Raw genomic sequence first — 16,939 nt, forward strand, 5'->3', positions numbered from 1 at the left:
GATACACAGGGTGCAGCAATGGCCTTGGGCCAAATTTGACAAGTTCGACTGTGGCTGTAGGAACACCACAAACCAAATGTGGGAGGGGGATTGCCCCCCTCCCACATTTCAGCCTGCGCTACAGCTGAATCAGCGGTTCTGCACCCGCTCAATCGCCGTGTCATACACCGGGTTGGCCTTCTGTTCCTTGGCCAGTTGATAGTGACGCAATGCATCCGGGAACTGCCCCGCCGCTTCGTAGATCCGCGCAATGTTGTAGTAGGCACCTGCACGTACGGTGGCAGCATTGGCACCGGTGGCGAGGGCGATAGCCTTGCGATTGGCCCAGATCGACTCGGCAGTGTTGCCGGCTTTCTGATACGCCAGGCCGAGGTTGCCGTAGGCCTTGCCGAAGCCATTGTCCAGCTCGATAGCCTGGCGGAACAGGTCGATGGCCTGGTCCAGCTTGCCGGCCTGGTAGGCCGCTTCACCCTGCAGGTTCAGACGCTTCGCATCTGTTTGTACGGAAGAACTGACGGTGACGGCGGTGACCGCCACGCTGTCATCCAGCAGCGGTTTGACTTCGTTCAGCACATTCGCCGCATTCACGGTCACGCCACTGAAAGTGTTGATGTCCTGGAAGTCGCCGCTGCCGGTCATGCGGAACACCGTCCACAGGTTGCCGCTGCGGTTCTTGGGCACGTAGTAGGTACGCACCAGCGATTGGCCCATGTACACGAACACCTTGGCTTCGCTGTCGGATAACTGGCGCGAGCCTGGGTTGCCGCCATTGCTGTAGTCATGCACGGCATAAACATAGCTTTCGCCGTAGTGTTTTTTCTGCAGGGTGATGGTTTCCGGGCCGTAGCTGTCGGTGTCATCCACATCCAACTCGGCATCGGTACCCTTCTGGTTCTCGAAGTAGATGTTATTGCCGGGGAAAATCATGTGGGAGTCGAGGTCACTCGGCGTCTTGCCCCAAGTCAGCACCACACGCAGGCCATCGAGGTTTTCCATCACCGGGCTGATGGCGTAGGTCATGCCCGCGCAGGGGCACTTCACCACCAGGTTGGAGTAGCCAGGCTTCTTGATGATCAGCAGGTTGCTCCCATCATCGGCGGCCTCACTGGTCAGCGTCACTTGGCCCTGGGCGTTGGTGCGGCCCACCACGTTCTGTGCGCCGTTACGTTGCAGCAGCACTTCGGCATCGGCGATTTTCTGGTCCTTGACCACCGCACTGAGCACTTCGATCGGCAACTGCCCGGCCTGGACCGAAAAAGCCACCGCACACAATGACATCGCCGAAGCAACACGAAGCAAACCCATGCCTAACTCCCTTTAAGTCGCGGGCGGAAATCGCCCTGCAAGATTTTGCGGTGAAACATACGCTGAATTCCGGGTGTCGGCGGACTTTTTATACAAAATGTGACGTGGTTTTTATCCCGCCTGTCCATTGAAGCATTGCGCTACAATCAAACCTTGCTACCCAGGAGTACGCTGCGATGAGCGAACTGACGTTTGAGCAAAAACAGGATCATTACCACAAGATCCGCCGTTCCAATTACCTGGCCAGCCTGCGCCTGGAAGGGTTCGACACCCAGCCGGCCGACGTCGACAAACCCCTGCCGACCCGCGAAGCCGTCCTTGCCAAGTACCGCAACACCCCACGCTGATGCTCGACAAATACGGGGTGGGCCAGGATCCGTACTGCTATCCCGGTAGCAGCGTCCTGCGCAACCGCCTCGATTTGCTCGACGAAGCCCGCCTGCACCAGGCCGAGCGGGAATTATCCGAAATCGCCGTAGGCAACCTCCCTCTCTTCCCCCCGCCCTACGACCTCGACCGTCTGCAACACATCCACCGCACGCTGTTCGGTGACATCTACGACTGGGCCGGTGAGTTGCGCAGCGTGAACATCCAGAAAGGCGACACCCTGTTCTGCACCCCGGAGCGCATCCCCCCGGAAGCCGCGAAGATCATCCGGCAGATGGAAGAAGCAAACTGGTTTGTCGGTGCCAGCCAAACCGAGTTGATAAGCAGGATTGCCGAAGCCTATGGCGACCTCAACGTCATCCACCCCTTCCGCGAGGGCAATGGCCGGGCGCAGCGGATTTTGTTCGAACAGATCATCGTCAACGCGGGGTTTTCAGTGAACTGGTGGCTGGTGAAACACGCGGCATGGATACCGGCGAATATCGATGCGGTGGCGTGTGATTATCGGGGGTTGGTGGCGATTTTTGAGCGGTGTGTCAGCAGGCCTGCAGGGCAGTGATCGTTCCTCACGCTCTGCGTGGAAATGATCTTGATCAACGGCGAGGCGATGGACCAGAAAAAACACGGCGTCCTTGAGTTTTTCGCGAGCAATCTCGCTCCTACAAGCACTGCCAAGCCACAAATGCCGGAAACCGTTGTAGGAAACCTCCAAACACCGCGACATCCCCTTCCCAAACTGCTCCAAACACCCGCTTGCCCCTCTACAGAAGTTACCCGTAGCTGAATGAAAATAGCGCGGTCTCAACTTTCTCGGCAGAAACCTGTGAACATCGAAAGGGCTCAACACATCGGCCACTATGGCGTCATCTTCACAGTGAATCGCTTCACTGTTGTGCCTGACAATCGGCATGCTTTGGCCAATCTATGCCTGCTTGAAGCAAAAACGGTGGCGCGGTCAACACTCTCAATGCATGTCTACTCGGACGAGTCTTAGTGACATGGCCCTTTATCTTCAATCCGCTTCCTTTCTCATTATCTATTTGGTGCTGCACTACCAAATCACAGACCCAATGCTCAGAAAGCACTTCGCAGTCACATTTCTTACAACAGGCCTTATTTTGACGGTCCTACTACCCTATGTAGCGGTGATCCTCAGAATGCCCCTCCTACCTGTCTTTGTATTCTTGATAGGCTTGGCGCTCTTCATCACTCGAAACAAATACCGCCTCCAACGCAACCAGCCCCTTCATCCACTCCTGCGTGCCCCCACCATGAACCTCGCCCCCAACTTCCCCGAAGACCCCGTGATGCAGCAACTCCTGCAACTGCTGCACGAAGAAATCGGCCTGCCGAAACACAAGACCATCCGCCTGCAAACTTCACTCAATTTCGACCTGGGCTGTGACGGCAGTGAAGCCAAGCAACTCATGGAAGCGCTGGAGCAGGAGTTCGCCCTCGACCTCGGCGACTACGACACTTATCGTTACTTCAACCCACCGGTCTTTGACGTGTTCCTCAAGCGTCGGGGCAAGGGGCATGGCGACAAGGTGCCGCTGACCATCGGCATGCTCTACCTGGCCATCAAGACCCACAGCTGGGACACCCAGACACTGGAAAACCTGAGCTGAACGAAGATCAGCTCCAGGCACACCGCAACTCAAAGGTGGAGGGGCAATGATTCTGCCTATCGTCGACTAACCCTTCGCGCACAAAAAAGCCGCCCACCAGGGGCGGCTTTTTAACAGCGACCGAGTCTTACAACTTCGGACCCGCAGCCTTGATCGCATCACTCACTTCAAACTTCTTGAAGTTCTCGATGAACAGACCAGCCAGCGCCTTCGCTGCTTCATCGTAAGCCGCCTTGTCTGCCCAGGTGTTACGTGGGTTCAACAGGCCGGTCTCAACGCCCGGTACGGCCAATGGCACGTCGAGGTTGATGGTGTCGAGGTGTTCGGTTTCAGCACCGATCAGAGCGCCGCTCTGGATCGCTGCGATCACGCCGCGCGTGGTCGGGATGTTGAAGCGCTTACCAACGCCGTAGCCGCCGCCGGTCCAGCCGGTGTTGACCAGGTAGACCTTGGAGCCGAAGCCGCGGATGCGCTTGATCAGCAGCTCTGCGTATTCGCCGGCCGGGCGTGGGAAGAACGGCGCGCCAAAGCAGGTGGAGAAGGTCGACTTGATGCCGCTGCCCGAACCCATTTCGGTCGAGCCCACCAGCGCGGTGTAGCCGGACAGGAAGTGGTAGGCCGCTTGTTCTTCGCTGAGGATGGACACGGGCGGCAGTACGCCGGTCAGGTCGCAGGTCAGGAAGATCACCGCGTTTGGCTCGCCGCCCAGGTTCTTCTCGGAACGCTTGGCAACGTGCTCCAGCGGGTAGGCGGCGCGGCTGTTCTGGGTCAGGCTGACATCGGCATAGTCGGCGTGCTTGGCCTCGTCGATCACGACGTTTTCCAGCACGGCGCCGTGCTTGATGGCTTTCCAGATAACCGGCTCGTTCTTCTCGGACAGGTCGATGCACTTGGCATAGCAACCGCCTTCGATGTTGAACACCACGCCTTCGCCCCAGCCGTGTTCGTCGTCACCGATCAGGTAGCGGCTTTCGTCGGCGGACAGGGTGGTCTTGCCGGTACCCGACAGACCGAAGAACAGGGTCACGTCGCCTGCTTCGCCAATGTTGGCGGCGCAGTGCATCGGCAGTACGTCGGAAGCCGGCAGCAGGTAGTTCTGCACCGAGAACATGGCTTTCTTCATTTCACCGGCGTAGCGCATGCCGGCGATCAGCACTTTTTTCTGGGCGAAGTTGAGGATCACGCAACCATCGGAGTTGGTGCCGTCACGCTCTGGCACGCACTCGAAGTTGGCCACGTTGAGCACTTGCCACTCGTCACGACCGGCCGGGTTGTACTGGGCCGGGTTGATGAACAGGCAACGACCGAACAGGTTCTGCCAGGCAGTCTGGGTGGTCATTTTCACGGCCAGGTAGTGGTCTTCGGCAGCCCCTACGTGAACGTGGGAAACGAAATGCTCTTGCGCGTTGTTGAACGCCTCGACGCGGGCCCACAGGGCATCGAACTTGTCGGCCGGGAACTTGCGGTTGATCGGGCCCCAGGCGATGGAATCCTGGGTGGAAGGCTCTTCAACGATGAAACGGTCGACTGGCGAACGGCCGGTACGGTGACCGGTTTCCACGACCAGCGCGCCGGTATCGGCAAGCACGCCTTCACCGCGCTGCAGGGCTTCTTTGACCAGATCGTCAACACTCAGATCGGTGTATACGGCGTTATTGGCTTGCGTCATGAGGTTCCCCGTCGGCCTGTGGCCGAGTGCTCCAAACGTTTTGTAGTAGAAAGTTGCGCACTACTACCGCGAAAAAAGTGGGCCGGATTATGCCAGAAAAGCCCAAAAAGAGTAGGGCCCTCCCGTCAGAACGCCTCTAATCCGGCATTTGACAGGTGATTTACCTGTGCTTAAACGTTTTAGTGGCGGGTGTCGGAAGGCGTGTCGATGCCTGCGCCCGCGAACAATTGCGCTACATCGGCAGCGTCGAACAGGTAGCGCTCGTTGCAGAACTGGCAGTCGATCTCGATATTGCCACCGTGTTCCACCACCAGGTTCTGCGCATCTTCCAGGCCCAGGCTGACCAGGGCGTTGCCCGAACGCTCGCGGGAGCAGCTGCAGTGGAAGTGCAGCGTCTGCGCGTCGAACAGGCGCACGGGGTCTTCGTGGTACAGGCGGTGCAGGATGGTTTCGTTGTCCAGACCCAGCAGTTCTTCGGCTTTCAGGGTATCGGCCAAGGCAATGCAGTGCCGCCAGCTTTCAGCGCGATCTTCGTCGTCCTTGATACGGTCGGCCGGCAGTTGTTGCAGCAACATGCCACGGGCGCGCTTGCCGTCGGCGTTAAGCCAGAACTTGGTGCCCACTTGCTGGGACATCACGAAATAGTTGGTGAAGCATTCCGACAGCGTCTTGCCGTCGAGGTCGACGATGCCCTGGTAACGCTGGCCTGAGGTCGGGTCGACGGTGAGCGCCAGGACGCCGTTGGGCATCAGCTCGGCGAGGCTGGCGTCCGGGGCAATCTGGTCGGCTTCATAACGGGCCAGGCCTCGGATTTCGCGCTCGCTGGAGCATTCGATCATCAACAGCGGAATCGGCCCTTCGGAACGGGCTTGCAGGATCAGCAAACCGTCGAACTTCATGGTGCCCACCAGCAACGCAGCAGCGGCCATCAGCTCACCGAGCAGTTGTGCGACCGGCTCCGGATAGGGGTGCTTGGCGAGGACTTCGGCGTAGCTGCGCTCCAACGAAACCATTTCGCCGCGGGCGTCGCTCTCGTCGAAGATGAAGCGTTGGGTGAAGTCGGTATCCGGTAGATCAGTCATAGGTCTGGGTATCTGAATTGATGACAAATTGGTTACAAGGTTTATAAAATTAAACGCTTTAGCACCATCTTGGTGCGGCTTTCTCCTGGAAACAGAGAGCTTATTTAGAGCGAAGAGGGACAGTTTATGAACAATCCGGGTTTGTTCCAAGCCAAGTGGAACCTCCGGCGATGGGCTCTGTGCAATCTACTCGCTATCGGGCTGCTGTGTTTTTGGCTATGGCCCACGGGGCAGATGCTCTGTGTGATTTTCGACGAGTGGCTGTTTCACCTTCTCAACGACCCGCTGGCGAGCAACGCGACATGGCTGCATGTGTGGGCCGTGGCCAGTCTGCGGCCGTTTGATGCGGTGGTCGGGGTGATCCTGCTGATGCTGCTGATTCGCGGCGACTGGGTGTTCAAAGCCGCGCAGGTACGCCAGGCCCTGTTAGGTTTTGTCGGTATTTTGTTGCTCTTGCTGTTTATCCGCATGCTGTTTTCCAAACTCGCGGCGCAGATGGGCTGGCAACACAGCAGCCCGTCGATGGTCATCGCCGGGGCGATCCAGATGAGCGACTATTTCCCGGGGCTGGAGAAGACCTGGGAGCTGAAGGACCGCTCAAGCCAAAGCTTTCCGGGGGATCACGCCTCGGTGTTGCTGATCTGGGCAATGTTCATGAGCGTGTTCGCCAAGCGCATCGGCCAGGTGCTGGTGATCTGGGGCCTGGCGCTGTTGTTCATGATGCCGCGGCTGGTAGCGGGCGCGCATTGGGGGCAGGACGATTACATCGGCGGGGTGCTGCTGGCACTGTTGGCGTTGGGCTGGGGTTGTTACACGCCGTTTGCAGCGAAGGTGTCGGCCGCGTTGTTACACGTGACGACGCCGATCTTCAGGTTACTTGGCAAGCTGCCAGTGATCAGTGGATTGAGCGTCGTGCGCACCTCCCCTTAACGCTGCAAGCCCCCTCCCGCATTTGAATGGGCCGCTGCGCAATCAGTCATCATTGCCACTGCCGCGAAACTTGAACAGGTCGCGGCGCTGCTTCTTGCTCGGCTTGCCATCGGTGGTCATCCCCGTGGCGCCCGCCTTGCGCAGGGCCGCCGCATTTTCGCGCCTGGCAATGCTGGCTTCGGTTTCGGTGTACAGCGCCTGCGCTTCGGGGGCGCCACGGCGCACAATGGAAAGTACCTGAACCACCACGGTCTTTTCGTCAAAACCTATCCGAATCTGCAGCTCATCACCGACACGTGGCTCTTTGCCCGGTTTACAGCGCTCGCCTCGGTGATGCACCTTGCCGCTCTCAATCGCGGCCTTGGCCAAGGCACGTGTCTTGAAGAAACGCGCTGCCCAAAGCCACTTGTCCAGACGGACCTTTTCTTCCTCTTCCTGCTTTTGAGCCACTTGAATTCCTCGCTCTGACAAATGTCGCAACTGTAACGTTGAAACCCTTCGACGCATAAACCTCAAGGCTCACCTAAGATACGCCAGGTAGCACCCTGTTTTCGCGAGGATACGCCGTGACCGACTTTCCCACTTCACTCACCTCGCCTGAACAGCGTTGCGCAGGCTGCCAGCAAAGCGAACCCCTGGGTTTCGAGTTTGCTTTCGCCTACCAGCCTATCGTAGACCTTCGGGACCATTCGATTTTTGCCCACGAAGCCTTGGTGCGCGGTACACAGGGCGAAGGGGCGATGTCGGTACTGGAGAAGGTCAATGACAGCAACCGCTACCGCTTCGACCAGCGCTGCCGCACCCAGGCGATCGCCGGTGCTGCGGCCCTTGGGATGCAAACCCACCTTTCCATCAACTTCATGCCCAACGCCGTGTACCGTCCGGAGTTGTGCATCCGCAGCACCCTAGAGGCAGCTCGCGCGCACAACTTCCCGCTGAACCAACTGATTTTCGAAACACTGGAAAGCGAGCATGTAGATAACTATCGCCATTTGACGAATATTCTGCGTGAATACCGCGAGTTCGGCTTCAAGACCGCCATCGACGACTTCGGCGCGGGCTATTCGGGGCTGAATCTGCTGGCCGATTTCCAACCTGACTTGATCAAACTCGACATGGCGCTGATCCGCGATGTCGACCAGGATCGTGTCCGCCAGGTGATCGTCCAGGGGATTGTCACAATCTGTGAGCAGTTGAACGTTACTGTCATCGCCGAAGGCATCGAAAGTGCCGGCGAGCGCGACTTTCTGTCTGACTGCGGAATATTTCTGATGCAAGGCTACTGGTTCGCCAGGCCTGCATTCAAAGCCCTGGCCGAGGTTTCTCCTCAGGCGTGGGCGAATTGACCGGTTACCCATATTGAAGACATTTGACCATTTGACCGTTGTAGGTCTGCGTGAGTGGGTGGCACTTCCCGACTTGGGAGTGGCAGGCCTGCGTGCCAAGATCGACACCGGTGCCAGCACCTCCAGCCTGCATGCCACCGACATCGAGCCTTTTGAGCGCGACGGTGAGAAGTGGGTGCGCTTTACCGCGCACCTGGGCAGCGTTGTGCAACTGCGTCACCGCCGCTGCGAAGCGCCCCTGGTGACGATGAAAACCATCAAGAGCTCCAATGGCCATGCGCAGGTGCGCTACGTGATCAGCACCACCCTGGCACTGGGTGATCGGGTATGGCGGGTGGAGTTCACCCTGGCCTGCCGCAAAGCCATGCGTTACCGCCTGTTGCTGGGTTCCAAGGCGCTGATTGACGGCCACCTGGTGGTCAATCCCGGCGTCAAGTACGTTCAAGACAAGCCGGTGTTCCCGGTCTCTACTATTTCTGCCCCAGGTGCTGCATGAAGATTGCTGTGCTGTCGCGAAACCCGCGTCTGTATTCCACCCGCCGCCTGGTCGAGGCCGGCACCGAACGTGGCCACGAAATGGTGGTGATCGACACGCTGCGTGCCTATATGAACATTGCCAGCCACAAGCCGCAGATCCATTACCGCGGTAAACCTCTGGAGGGGTTTGATGCGGTGATCCCGCGGATTGGCGCCTCGGTGACGTTCTATGGCTGCGCCGTGTTGCGCCAGTTCGAAATGATGGGGGTCTTCCCCCTCAATGAATCCGTGGCCATTGCACGCTCGCGGGACAAATTACGCTCGTTGCAACTGCTCTCGCGGCGGGGCATCGGCCTGCCGGTCACCGGCTTTGCCCACTCCCCCGACGACATCCCCGACCTGATCGAAATGGTCAACGGCGCGCCGCTGGTGATCAAGGTGCTGGAAGGCACCCAGGGCATCGGTGTGGTGCTGTGTGAAACCGCGACTGCAGCGGAATCCGTGATCGAGGCATTCATGGGCCTCAAGCAGAACATCATGGTCCAGGAGTACATCAAGGAAGCCGGCGGTGCGGATATCCGCTGCTTCGTGGTGGGCGACAAGGTGATCGCAGCCATGAAGCGCCAGGCTAAGCCCGGAGAGTTCCGCTCCAACCTGCACCGTGGCGGCAGCGCCAGCCTGATCAAGATCACCCCGGAAGAACGCATGACCGCGCTGCGGGCGGCCAAGGTCATGGGGTTGGCAGTGGCGGGTGTGGATATCCTGCGCTCCAACCATGGGCCACTGGTGATGGAGGTGAACTCGTCGCCGGGCCTGGAAGGGATAGAGACCACCACTGGGAAGGATGTGGCGGGGATCATCATCCAACATCTGGAGAAGAATGGTGGACCGAATATGACCAGGACCAAGGGCAAGGGTTAGAGACGGGAGCTGTCAGCTTCAAGCTATAAGCTGCAAGAAAGGGCAAAAGCTGTGCGCCTTTCTCTTGCGGCTTCAAGCTTGAAACTTGCAGCTGTTTCTAGACCGCATCCCTTGGCAGCATAAGCCCAAGCGGCAAGCGTACCCGCGCCTCAAGGCCACCGCCGTCGCGGTTACGCAACTCGACATTGCCGCCGTGCATCGACGCAATCCGCCGCACGATCGCCAGCCCCAAGCCGGTCCCTTTGCCACCCCGGGCACGGTCGCCACGGGTGAAGGGGTTGAAGATACCCTCCAGCTCGTCCGGATCGATGCCCGCCCCCCGGTCCATCACACTCAGCACCACGTACGGCGCAGCACTGTCGCCAGACACATACGCAGCCACTTCAACATCCGAACCGGCGTGGTGCAAAGCGTTGCCGATCAGGTTGTTCAGCAGGCGCTTCATCGACACCCGACGCAACGCAAACGGCTGGATCGGCTCAAGGCGCATGCGCACTTGCTCGCCATTCTGGTTGTAGGGCGCGACAACCTCACGCACCAGGTCCGTGAGATCGACTTCCTCCACCACCTCGTCACGACCATCGCGAATAAACGCCAGGAACTGGTCGAGAATCGCGTCCATGTCTTCGATGTCGCGAACCATGTCGTCGGTGAGGTCGCTATGGTTGCCCATCAGCTCCAGGGACAGGCGCAATCGCGTCAAGGGCGTGCGCAAGTCATGGGACACCCCCGCCAGCATCAGCTCGCGCTCGCGCCCGGCCTGTTCGACATCCTCCGCCATCTGGTTGAAGGCGCCATACACCTCGGTCATTTCACTGGGCGTATCGCTGACCGGCAGGCGCACGCTGCGCCCCTGGCCCAATTGGCGGGCGGCAAACACCAGGCGTTTAAGCGGTTGGTTGAGCTGGCGAACGAAAATCCACGCCGACGCGGTGGAAAGCAAGCCGATGGCCAGGAACCAGCCCAACACGTTCCAGATCTTCTGCCCCCGCAAAGGGTGCGGATACAGCGGAACCTTGATCCAGGCATCGCCAAGGCTCGGCGCCCTTACCCACAGCGCAGGTGAAACATGCATGCGCAAGCGCACCTCGGTGTCCTCGCCCAGTTCGGCCTGCATCTGGCGCTGGTAGATCTCGCTGTAGGGCCAATGCTGCTCACCCTCGGGTACACCAGCCCCGTCCACGCGGGTCAACGTCGAGGCCTTGGCTACCTTTTCGCGGTTCTCAGGGTCTACGGCCCAGTAACCACGCAGCGTCAGGGCGACACCGTGGCTGTACTGCCGGTCCACCAGCACGTCTTCGTTCATCAGCAGATAAACCAGTGTCAGCGCCTTGGAAAACAGCACGACGATCAGCACCAGCCAAAGGGTGCGGGAGAAGAAACTTTGCGGGAACCACAGAGGGGTTTTCATAGAAGACAGCTGGACACCTTGCAGGAACGAGCGGCGCTCGCAGAATTGCAGACGCCGGGCATCCCGTCGACCCTCATGGAGTCAAGCGCCAGGATGCCCGCCCTGCAAATCATCGGTCACTTGGTTGCGGTGCCATCCGGCACAAACACATAGCCCACACCCCATACCGTCTGGATATACCGAGGTTTGGACGGGTCCGGCTCGATCATCCGGCGCAGACGGGAAATCTGCACGTCGATGGAGCGCTCCAGGGCGTCCCATTCGCGACCGCGTGCCAGGTTCATCAGTTTGTCGCGGGTCAGCGGCTGACGCGCGTTCATCACCAGGGCCTTGAGCACGGCGAATTCACCGGTGGTGAGCATGTGCACTTCGTCGCCACGCTTGAGCTCGCGGGTTGCCAGCGACAGTTCGTAGTCGCCAAAGGTAACGCTTTCGTCTTCGCTGCCCGGCGCGCCCGGTACCGGCGGTGCCTGACGACGCAACACGGCTTTGACCCGCGCCATCAACTCGTCTGGGTTGAAGGGTTTGGCCAGGTAGTCATCAGCGCCCAGCTCGAGGCCCTTGATGCGGCTCAGCTCATCGCCCTTGGCGGTCAGCATGATGATTGGAATCTGGTTGTTAGCGCCACGCAGGCGCTTGCAGGCGGTGAGGCCGTCTTCGCCGGGCAGCATCAGGTCGAGTACGACCAGGTTGAATACTTCACGCCCCAGGAGACGGTCCATCTGCTCGGTGTTCGGCACCGCGCGGGCACGGTAGCCCTTGGAGTTGAAGAAACGCTCCAGCAGGCTGCTAAGCCCCGGATCATCATCAACGATGAGAATTTTTTCGCCTTCAGCAGTTTGTGCAGTGCTGCTCATTGGATGCTCCTCTTATCTCGGCGCGCATTATGGCGTAGCTGCCGTTATACGCACCGTGTGCATTGTTAGCAGATTTTTCCTCTACTGCCAGCGAACCCTCGCCTTCCAACCACTGGCGCAGTACCCCCCAAGGGCAGAACGCTGGTTATAATGCGGCGCCTTCGTGCAGGGCAACGTCAGATCGTTGCCGTTTACTGCCGGGCTTTTTTTCCCCGCTTGTCGTGATTTTTTCGATTTCGAGGGTCAATAGGCTGCCTCTTGACCCAGGTAGCGGCGCCGGTCGGGCCGCTCAACCAGCCGCGCAAGGCCTTGTTTTCCGGGCCTGCGGGCTGCTTTTCAGAATTTCAGGTGGTTTTATGGACAGCATCAACAGCCGCATCGCCGAAGAACTCGGCGTACGCCCACAACAGGTCGAAGCGGCCGTCGCTCTACTGGATGAAGGCTCCACGGTGCCCTTCATCGCCCGTTACCGGAAAGAAGTGACCGGCAGCCTCGACGACATCCAGCTGCGGCACCTTGAAGAACGCCTGCGCTACCTGCGAGAACTCGACGAACGGCGTATCAGCATCCTCGCCAGCATCGAGGAACAGGGCAAGCTGACGCCTCAGCTTGAACGCGACATCAAGCTCGCCGACACCAAGACCCGCCTCGAAGACCTTTACCTGCCGTACAAACAGAAGCGCCGCACCAAGGGCCAGATTGCCCTGGAAGCCGGCCTGGGCGAACTGGCCGACGGCCTGTTCAACGACCCGTCGCTGACCCCGGAGACCGAAGCCGCGCGCTTCATCAACACCGAAAAAGGCGTTGCCGACGTCAAGGCCGCCCTCGAAGGCGCCAAGTACATCCTGATGGAGCGCTTCGCCGAAGACGCCAACCTGCTGGAAAAACTGCGCAACTACCTGAAACAGGAAGCCACCCTCAGCGCCCGCGTCATCGCCGGCAAAGAGGAAGAAGGGGCCAAGTTCCGCGACTACTTCGAACACGACGAACCGCTGAAAAGCATGCCGTCCCACCGTGCGCTGGCGATTTTCCGTGGCCGCAACGAAGGCATTCTCAGCTCTGCGCTGAAAGTCGGCGACGAACTGCCGGGCACCATGCACCCGTGTGAAGGCATGATCGGCCAACAATTCGGCATCCAGAATCAGAATCGTCCTGCGGACAAGTGGCTCGGTGAAGTCGTGCGCTGGACCTGGAAGGTCAAGCTCTACACCCACCTGGAAACCGACCTGCTCGGCGAATTGCGCGACGGCGCCGAAACCGAGGCGATCAACGTATTCGCCCACAACCTGCACGACCTGCTGCTGGCCGCCCCGGCCGGCCCGCGCGCCACCCTGGGCCTCGACCCGGGCCTGCGTACCGGCTGCAAGGTCGCCGTGGTCGATGCCACCGGCAAGCTGCTGGACCACGCCACCGTGTACCCACACGTTCCGCACAACAAGTGGGACCAGACCCTCGCCATCCTGGCCGCCCTGTGCGCCAAGCATGCGGTGGACCTGATCGCCATCGGCAACGGCACTGCCAGCCGTGAAACCGACAAGCTGGCCGCCGAACTGATCAAGAAGTACCCAGCCATGAAGATGACCAAGGTGATGGTCTCCGAAGCCGGTGCTTCGGTGTACTCGGCGTCGGAACTGGCCTCCAAGGAATTCCCGGACCTCGACGTGTCGATCCGTGGCGCGGTGTCCATTGCCCGTCGCCTGCAGGATCCGCTGGCAGAGCTGGTGAAAATCGATCCTAAATCCATCGGTGTCGGCCAGTACCAGCACGACGTGTCGCAGCTGAAACTGGCACGCGGCCTGGATGCGGTGGTGGAAGACTGCGTAAACGCGGTGGGCGTGGACGTGAACACCGCCTCCGTGGCGCTGCTGGCGCGTATCTCCGGCCTCAATGCCACCCTGGCGCAGAACATCGTCACTCACCGCGACGAAAACGGCGCCTTCAAAACCCGTGCGGCGCTGAAAAAAGTCGCGCGCCTGGGTGAAAAAACCTTCGAGCAAGCCGCCGGCTTCCTGCGCGTGATGAACGGCGACAACCCGCTGGATTCGTCAGCCGTTCACCCGGAAGCCTATCCGTTGGTGCAACGTATCGCCGCCGAGACCGACCGCGATATCCGCTCGCTGATCGGCGACGCCGCATTCCTCAAGCGCCTGGATCCAAAGAAGTACACCGACGAAACCTTCGGCGTTCCGACCATCACCGACATCCTGCAAGAGCTGGAAAAACCTGGCCGCGACCCGCGTCCCGAGTTCAAGACCGCCGAGTTCCAGGACGGCGTCGAAGACCTCAAGGACCTGCAACTGGGCATGATCCTCGAAGGCGTGGTCACCAACGTGACCAACTTCGGCGCGTTTGTGGACATCGGCGTGCATCAGGACGGTTTGGTACACATTTCCGCGCTTTCGGAGAAGTTCATCAAGGATCCGCGCGAAGCGGTGAAAGCCGGTGATGTGGTCAAGGTCAAGGTCATGGAAGTCGACATCCCGCGCAAACGCGTTGGCCTGTCGATGCGCATGGGCGACACCCCCGGCGAAAAAATCGACGGCGCCCGTGGTGCACGTCCTGGCTCGGCACCGCGCCAGTCGCAGAACCGCTCTGAAAACAGTCAACCGCGCAAGGAAACCGCCACCGCAGCGCCAAGCAACAACGCCATGGCCTCGCTGTTCGCCAACGCCAAGCAGTTGAAGAAACGCTGATGGAAATCCCCGCCGGCTTGACCCAGAGCGCGTTCAGCGAACTGATCGGCTGCCGCCTGCAACGCCTCGAAGAAGGCGTTGCCGAGGTGGCCCTGACCCTGGAGCCGCACCTGCGCAACCGCGCGGGCAAGCTCCATGGCGGGGCGATTTTCAGTCTGGTGGACATCACCATGGGGCTGGCCTGCTCCAGCGCCCATGGGTTTGACCAGCAGAGCGCGACCATCGAATGCAAGATCAACTACATCCGCGCCGTGGAAGACGGCGATGTGCTGTGCACCAGCCGCGTGATTCACGCCGGCCGGCGCACGCTGGTGGTCGAGGCCGATGTGTATCAGGACGAAAGACTTGTCGCAAAAGCACAGGGCACGTTCGCTGTCCTATAGCTCCCCGCCCCCGATTTGAGTTAATTTCGGCGCTGCGATAACAGCGTCGGAATTTTCTTGCTGCGCTATAGCCCAATTCATGGAGTGAAGTAGGCTTTTTTAACGCGGGTCAAATCGACTCAAAACCAGGCGATCACGCCAGTTTTAACTTCACCCTTGTAGACCGTCCTGCCCACCCCCATATTGGGGCGACTGACGCGTGAAGGAATCCAACTTGAGCGAACTTCTCAACCGCCGCCTGGCCCTGCTCGGCAAGCGCGAACACCTCTCCCTGCTAGAGCAGTGCTTGCACGGCATCGAGCGTGAATGCCTACGTGTCACCGGTGAGGGTCGCCTGGCGCAAACGCCGCACCCCGAAGCCCTGGGCGCCGCGTTGACCCATGAACAGATCACCACCGACTACTCGGAATCGCTGCTGGAGTTCATCACTCCGGCCCTGCCCAACCCGGCCGATACCTTGAGCAGCCTGGACAAGATCCACCGCTTTGCCTACACCAAGCTCGGCAGCGAATACCTGTGGAGCCCCTCGATGCCGTGCCCGTTGCCGGCCGAGGAAGACATTCCGATTGCCTACTACGGCACCTCCAATATCGGACAGCTCAAGTACGTGTACCGCAAGGGCCTGGCCCTGCGTTACGGCAAGACCATGCAGTGCATCGCGGGCATCCACTACAACTTTTCCCTGCCGGAACAGCTGTGGCCGCTGCTCAAGGAGACTGAAGGCTTCGTCGGCACCGACCGCGACTATCAGTCCACGGCCTATATCGCGCTGATCCGCAACTTCCGCCGCTACAGCTGGCTGCTGATGTACCTGTTCGGCGCATCGCCGGCCTTGGACGCGGGTTTCCTGAGGGGTCGCTCGCACCAATTGGAAGTGCTCGACGCCGACACCCTGTACCTGCCGTACGCCACCAGCCTGCGCATGAGCGACCTGGGTTACCAGAGCAACGCCCAGGCCGGCCTGACGCCGTGCTACAACGACCTGGCCAGCTACACCGACAGCCTGCGCGAAGCGGTGGCAACGCCCTATGCGCCCTATGTCGAAGTCGGCACCCACAAGGACGGTGAGTGGGTACAGCTCAACACCAACATCCTGCAGATCGAAAACGAGTACTACTCCAACATCCGCCCCAAGCGCGTGACCTACACCGGCGAGCGGCCGATCCAGGCGCTGATGGCCCGTGGCATCCAGTACATCGAAGTGCGCTGCCTGGACATCAACCCGTTCCTGCCGATGGGCATCGACCTGCCGGAGTCGCGTTTCCTCGACGCATTCCTGCTGTACTGCGCGCTGAACGACAGCCCGCTGTTCGCCGATAACGAGTGCGGCAACGCCACGTCCAACTTCCTCAGCGTGGTCAAGGAAGGCCGGCGCCCGGGCCTGCAATTGCAGCGTAAGGGCCAGGCCGTGGACATGAAGGAATGGGCCACCGAGCTGCTGGAGAAGATTGCCCCGCTGGCTGCGCTGCTGGATGAAAGCCACGGCATCACCGAACACAGCCAGGCACTGGACGCCCAACTGGCCAAGGTCAAGGACCCGTCCCTGACCCCCTCGGCGCAGGTACTGGCGGCGATGGCCGAGCGCAAAGAGAGTTTCGCGCAGTTCTCCCTGCATCAGAGCGAGGTGCACGCCGAGTACTTCCGCCGCGAGCCGTTGCCCGCAGAAGAGCAGGCACGCTTTGAAGAGCTGGCGCGCACATCGCTGGCGCAGCAGGCGGAACTGGAGCAGAACGAAGTGGGCGATTTTGATGTGTTTGTCGGCTCGTACCAGGCGAGCATTCTGGCCATCAGCAACTAACTGAAGCCGAACCCGGCTCAAAATGTGAGAGGGGCTTGCCCCTCCCACATTT

At 60.0% G+C, this 16,939-nt stretch carries 16 protein-coding genes; 10 read left to right on the plus strand and 6 right to left on the minus strand.

From position 1 onward, the window contains the following. Positions 1 to 129: 129 nt before the first annotated feature. Complete coding sequence (locus C8K58_RS10560) at positions 130 to 1,305, minus strand: tetratricopeptide repeat protein (protein WP_027605143.1); 1,176 nt, start codon at positions 1,303 to 1,305, stop codon at positions 130 to 132. Between the two features lie 176 nt (positions 1,306 to 1,481). On the opposite strand from C8K58_RS10560, the gene C8K58_RS10565 reads away from it, so the two are divergent. From C8K58_RS10565 to C8K58_RS10575, 3 genes are all read left to right on the plus strand, one after another. Beyond that, positions 1,482 to 1,652 (plus strand): YhfG family protein, encoded by a 171-nt coding sequence (locus C8K58_RS10565; protein WP_003236014.1) that lies wholly within the window; start codon positions 1,482 to 1,484, stop codon positions 1,650 to 1,652. Further along, positions 1,652 to 2,251, plus strand: a complete 600-nt coding sequence (locus C8K58_RS10570; RefSeq protein ID WP_027605144.1) for a putative adenosine monophosphate-protein transferase Fic — start codon at positions 1,652 to 1,654, stop codon at positions 2,249 to 2,251. The genes C8K58_RS10565 and C8K58_RS10570 overlap by 1 nt, the downstream gene beginning before the upstream one ends. Before the next feature lie 712 nt (positions 2,252 to 2,963). Continuing rightward, positions 2,964 to 3,320, plus strand: a complete 357-nt coding sequence (locus C8K58_RS10575) for a DUF1493 family protein (protein WP_027605145.1) — start codon at positions 2,964 to 2,966, stop codon at positions 3,318 to 3,320. Positions 3,321 to 3,447: 127 nt separating this feature from the next. Here C8K58_RS10575 and C8K58_RS10580 read toward each other — a convergent pair whose 3' ends face one another. Together C8K58_RS10580 and hslO are read right to left on the minus strand one after the other, a co-directional pair. Then, entirely contained in the window at positions 3,448 to 4,989 is a 1,542-nt protein-coding gene (locus C8K58_RS10580) for a phosphoenolpyruvate carboxykinase (RefSeq protein ID WP_027605146.1), read from the minus strand. Between the two features lie 179 nt (positions 4,990 to 5,168). Continuing rightward, positions 5,169 to 6,071: an Hsp33 family molecular chaperone HslO gene (gene hslO / locus C8K58_RS10585; RefSeq protein WP_027605147.1), complete on the minus strand. Its 903-nt coding sequence runs from the start codon at positions 6,069 to 6,071 to the stop codon at positions 5,169 to 5,171. 126 nt (positions 6,072 to 6,197) lie between these two features. Between hslO and C8K58_RS10590 the strand changes: the two genes are divergently transcribed. Next, on the plus strand, positions 6,198 to 7,001 hold the full coding sequence (locus C8K58_RS10590) for a phosphatase PAP2 family protein (RefSeq protein WP_027605148.1): 804 nt from the start codon (positions 6,198 to 6,200) through the stop codon (positions 6,999 to 7,001). Positions 7,002 to 7,043: 42 nt separating this feature from the next. On the opposite strand, the gene C8K58_RS10595 is transcribed toward C8K58_RS10590, so the two are convergent. Then, the gene (locus tag C8K58_RS10595; RefSeq protein WP_108573699.1) at positions 7,044 to 7,451 is read right to left on the minus strand and encodes an RNA-binding S4 domain-containing protein; all 408 of its coding nucleotides are present in this window, start codon (positions 7,449 to 7,451) and stop codon (positions 7,044 to 7,046) included. Positions 7,452 to 7,567: 116 nt separating this feature from the next. Here C8K58_RS10595 and C8K58_RS10600 point away from each other — a divergent pair, with 116 nt between their 5' ends. From C8K58_RS10600 to rimK, 3 genes are read left to right on the plus strand one after another with little or no spacing between them, the layout of a single operon-like run. Then, positions 7,568 to 8,347, plus strand: a complete 780-nt coding sequence (locus C8K58_RS10600; protein WP_027605150.1) for an EAL domain-containing protein — start codon at positions 7,568 to 7,570, stop codon at positions 8,345 to 8,347. A gap of 46 nt (positions 8,348 to 8,393) precedes the next feature. Continuing rightward, on the plus strand, positions 8,394 to 8,843 hold the full coding sequence (locus tag C8K58_RS10605; protein ID WP_169899741.1) for an ATP-dependent zinc protease: 450 nt from the start codon (positions 8,394 to 8,396) through the stop codon (positions 8,841 to 8,843). Then, the gene (rimK, locus tag C8K58_RS10610; protein ID WP_003171022.1) at positions 8,840 to 9,745 is read left to right on the plus strand and encodes a 30S ribosomal protein S6--L-glutamate ligase; all 906 of its coding nucleotides are present in this window, start codon (positions 8,840 to 8,842) and stop codon (positions 9,743 to 9,745) included. The genes C8K58_RS10605 and rimK overlap by 4 nt, the downstream gene beginning before the upstream one ends. Positions 9,746 to 9,842: 97 nt before the next feature. Here rimK and C8K58_RS10615 read toward each other — a convergent pair whose 3' ends face one another. Together C8K58_RS10615 and ompR are read right to left on the minus strand one after the other, a co-directional pair. Beyond that, the gene (locus C8K58_RS10615; protein ID WP_027605151.1) at positions 9,843 to 11,156 is read right to left on the minus strand and encodes an ATP-binding protein; all 1,314 of its coding nucleotides are present in this window, start codon (positions 11,154 to 11,156) and stop codon (positions 9,843 to 9,845) included. Positions 11,157 to 11,272: 116 nt separating this feature from the next. Continuing rightward, positions 11,273 to 12,013 (minus strand): two-component system response regulator OmpR, encoded by a 741-nt coding sequence (ompR, locus tag C8K58_RS10620; protein WP_015373500.1) that lies wholly within the window; start codon positions 12,011 to 12,013, stop codon positions 11,273 to 11,275. A 356-nt stretch (positions 12,014 to 12,369) separates the two neighbouring features. Between ompR and C8K58_RS10625 the strand changes: the two genes are divergently transcribed. The 3 genes from C8K58_RS10625 (at position 12,370) to gshA (ending at position 16,887) form a co-directional block, all read left to right on the plus strand. Next, positions 12,370 to 14,706 carry a Tex family protein gene (locus C8K58_RS10625; protein WP_027605152.1) on the plus strand — a complete coding sequence of 779 codons (2,337 nt, stop codon included), beginning with the start codon at positions 12,370 to 12,372 and terminating at the stop codon, positions 14,704 to 14,706. Beyond that, positions 14,706 to 15,089 (plus strand): PaaI family thioesterase, encoded by a 384-nt coding sequence (locus tag C8K58_RS10630; protein WP_065925818.1) that lies wholly within the window; start codon positions 14,706 to 14,708, stop codon positions 15,087 to 15,089. Before C8K58_RS10625 ends, C8K58_RS10630 begins: the two co-directional genes overlap by 1 nt. A gap of 214 nt (positions 15,090 to 15,303) precedes the next feature. Further along, positions 15,304 to 16,887 carry a glutamate--cysteine ligase gene (gene gshA / locus C8K58_RS10635; protein WP_027605153.1) on the plus strand — a complete coding sequence of 528 codons (1,584 nt, stop codon included), beginning with the start codon at positions 15,304 to 15,306 and terminating at the stop codon, positions 16,885 to 16,887. Positions 16,888 to 16,939: the final 52 nt, after the last annotated feature.

This window comes from Pseudomonas sp. GV047, from assembly GCF_003058245.1.
Lineage (GTDB): Bacteria > Pseudomonadota > Gammaproteobacteria > Pseudomonadales > Pseudomonadaceae > Aquipseudomonas > Aquipseudomonas marginalis.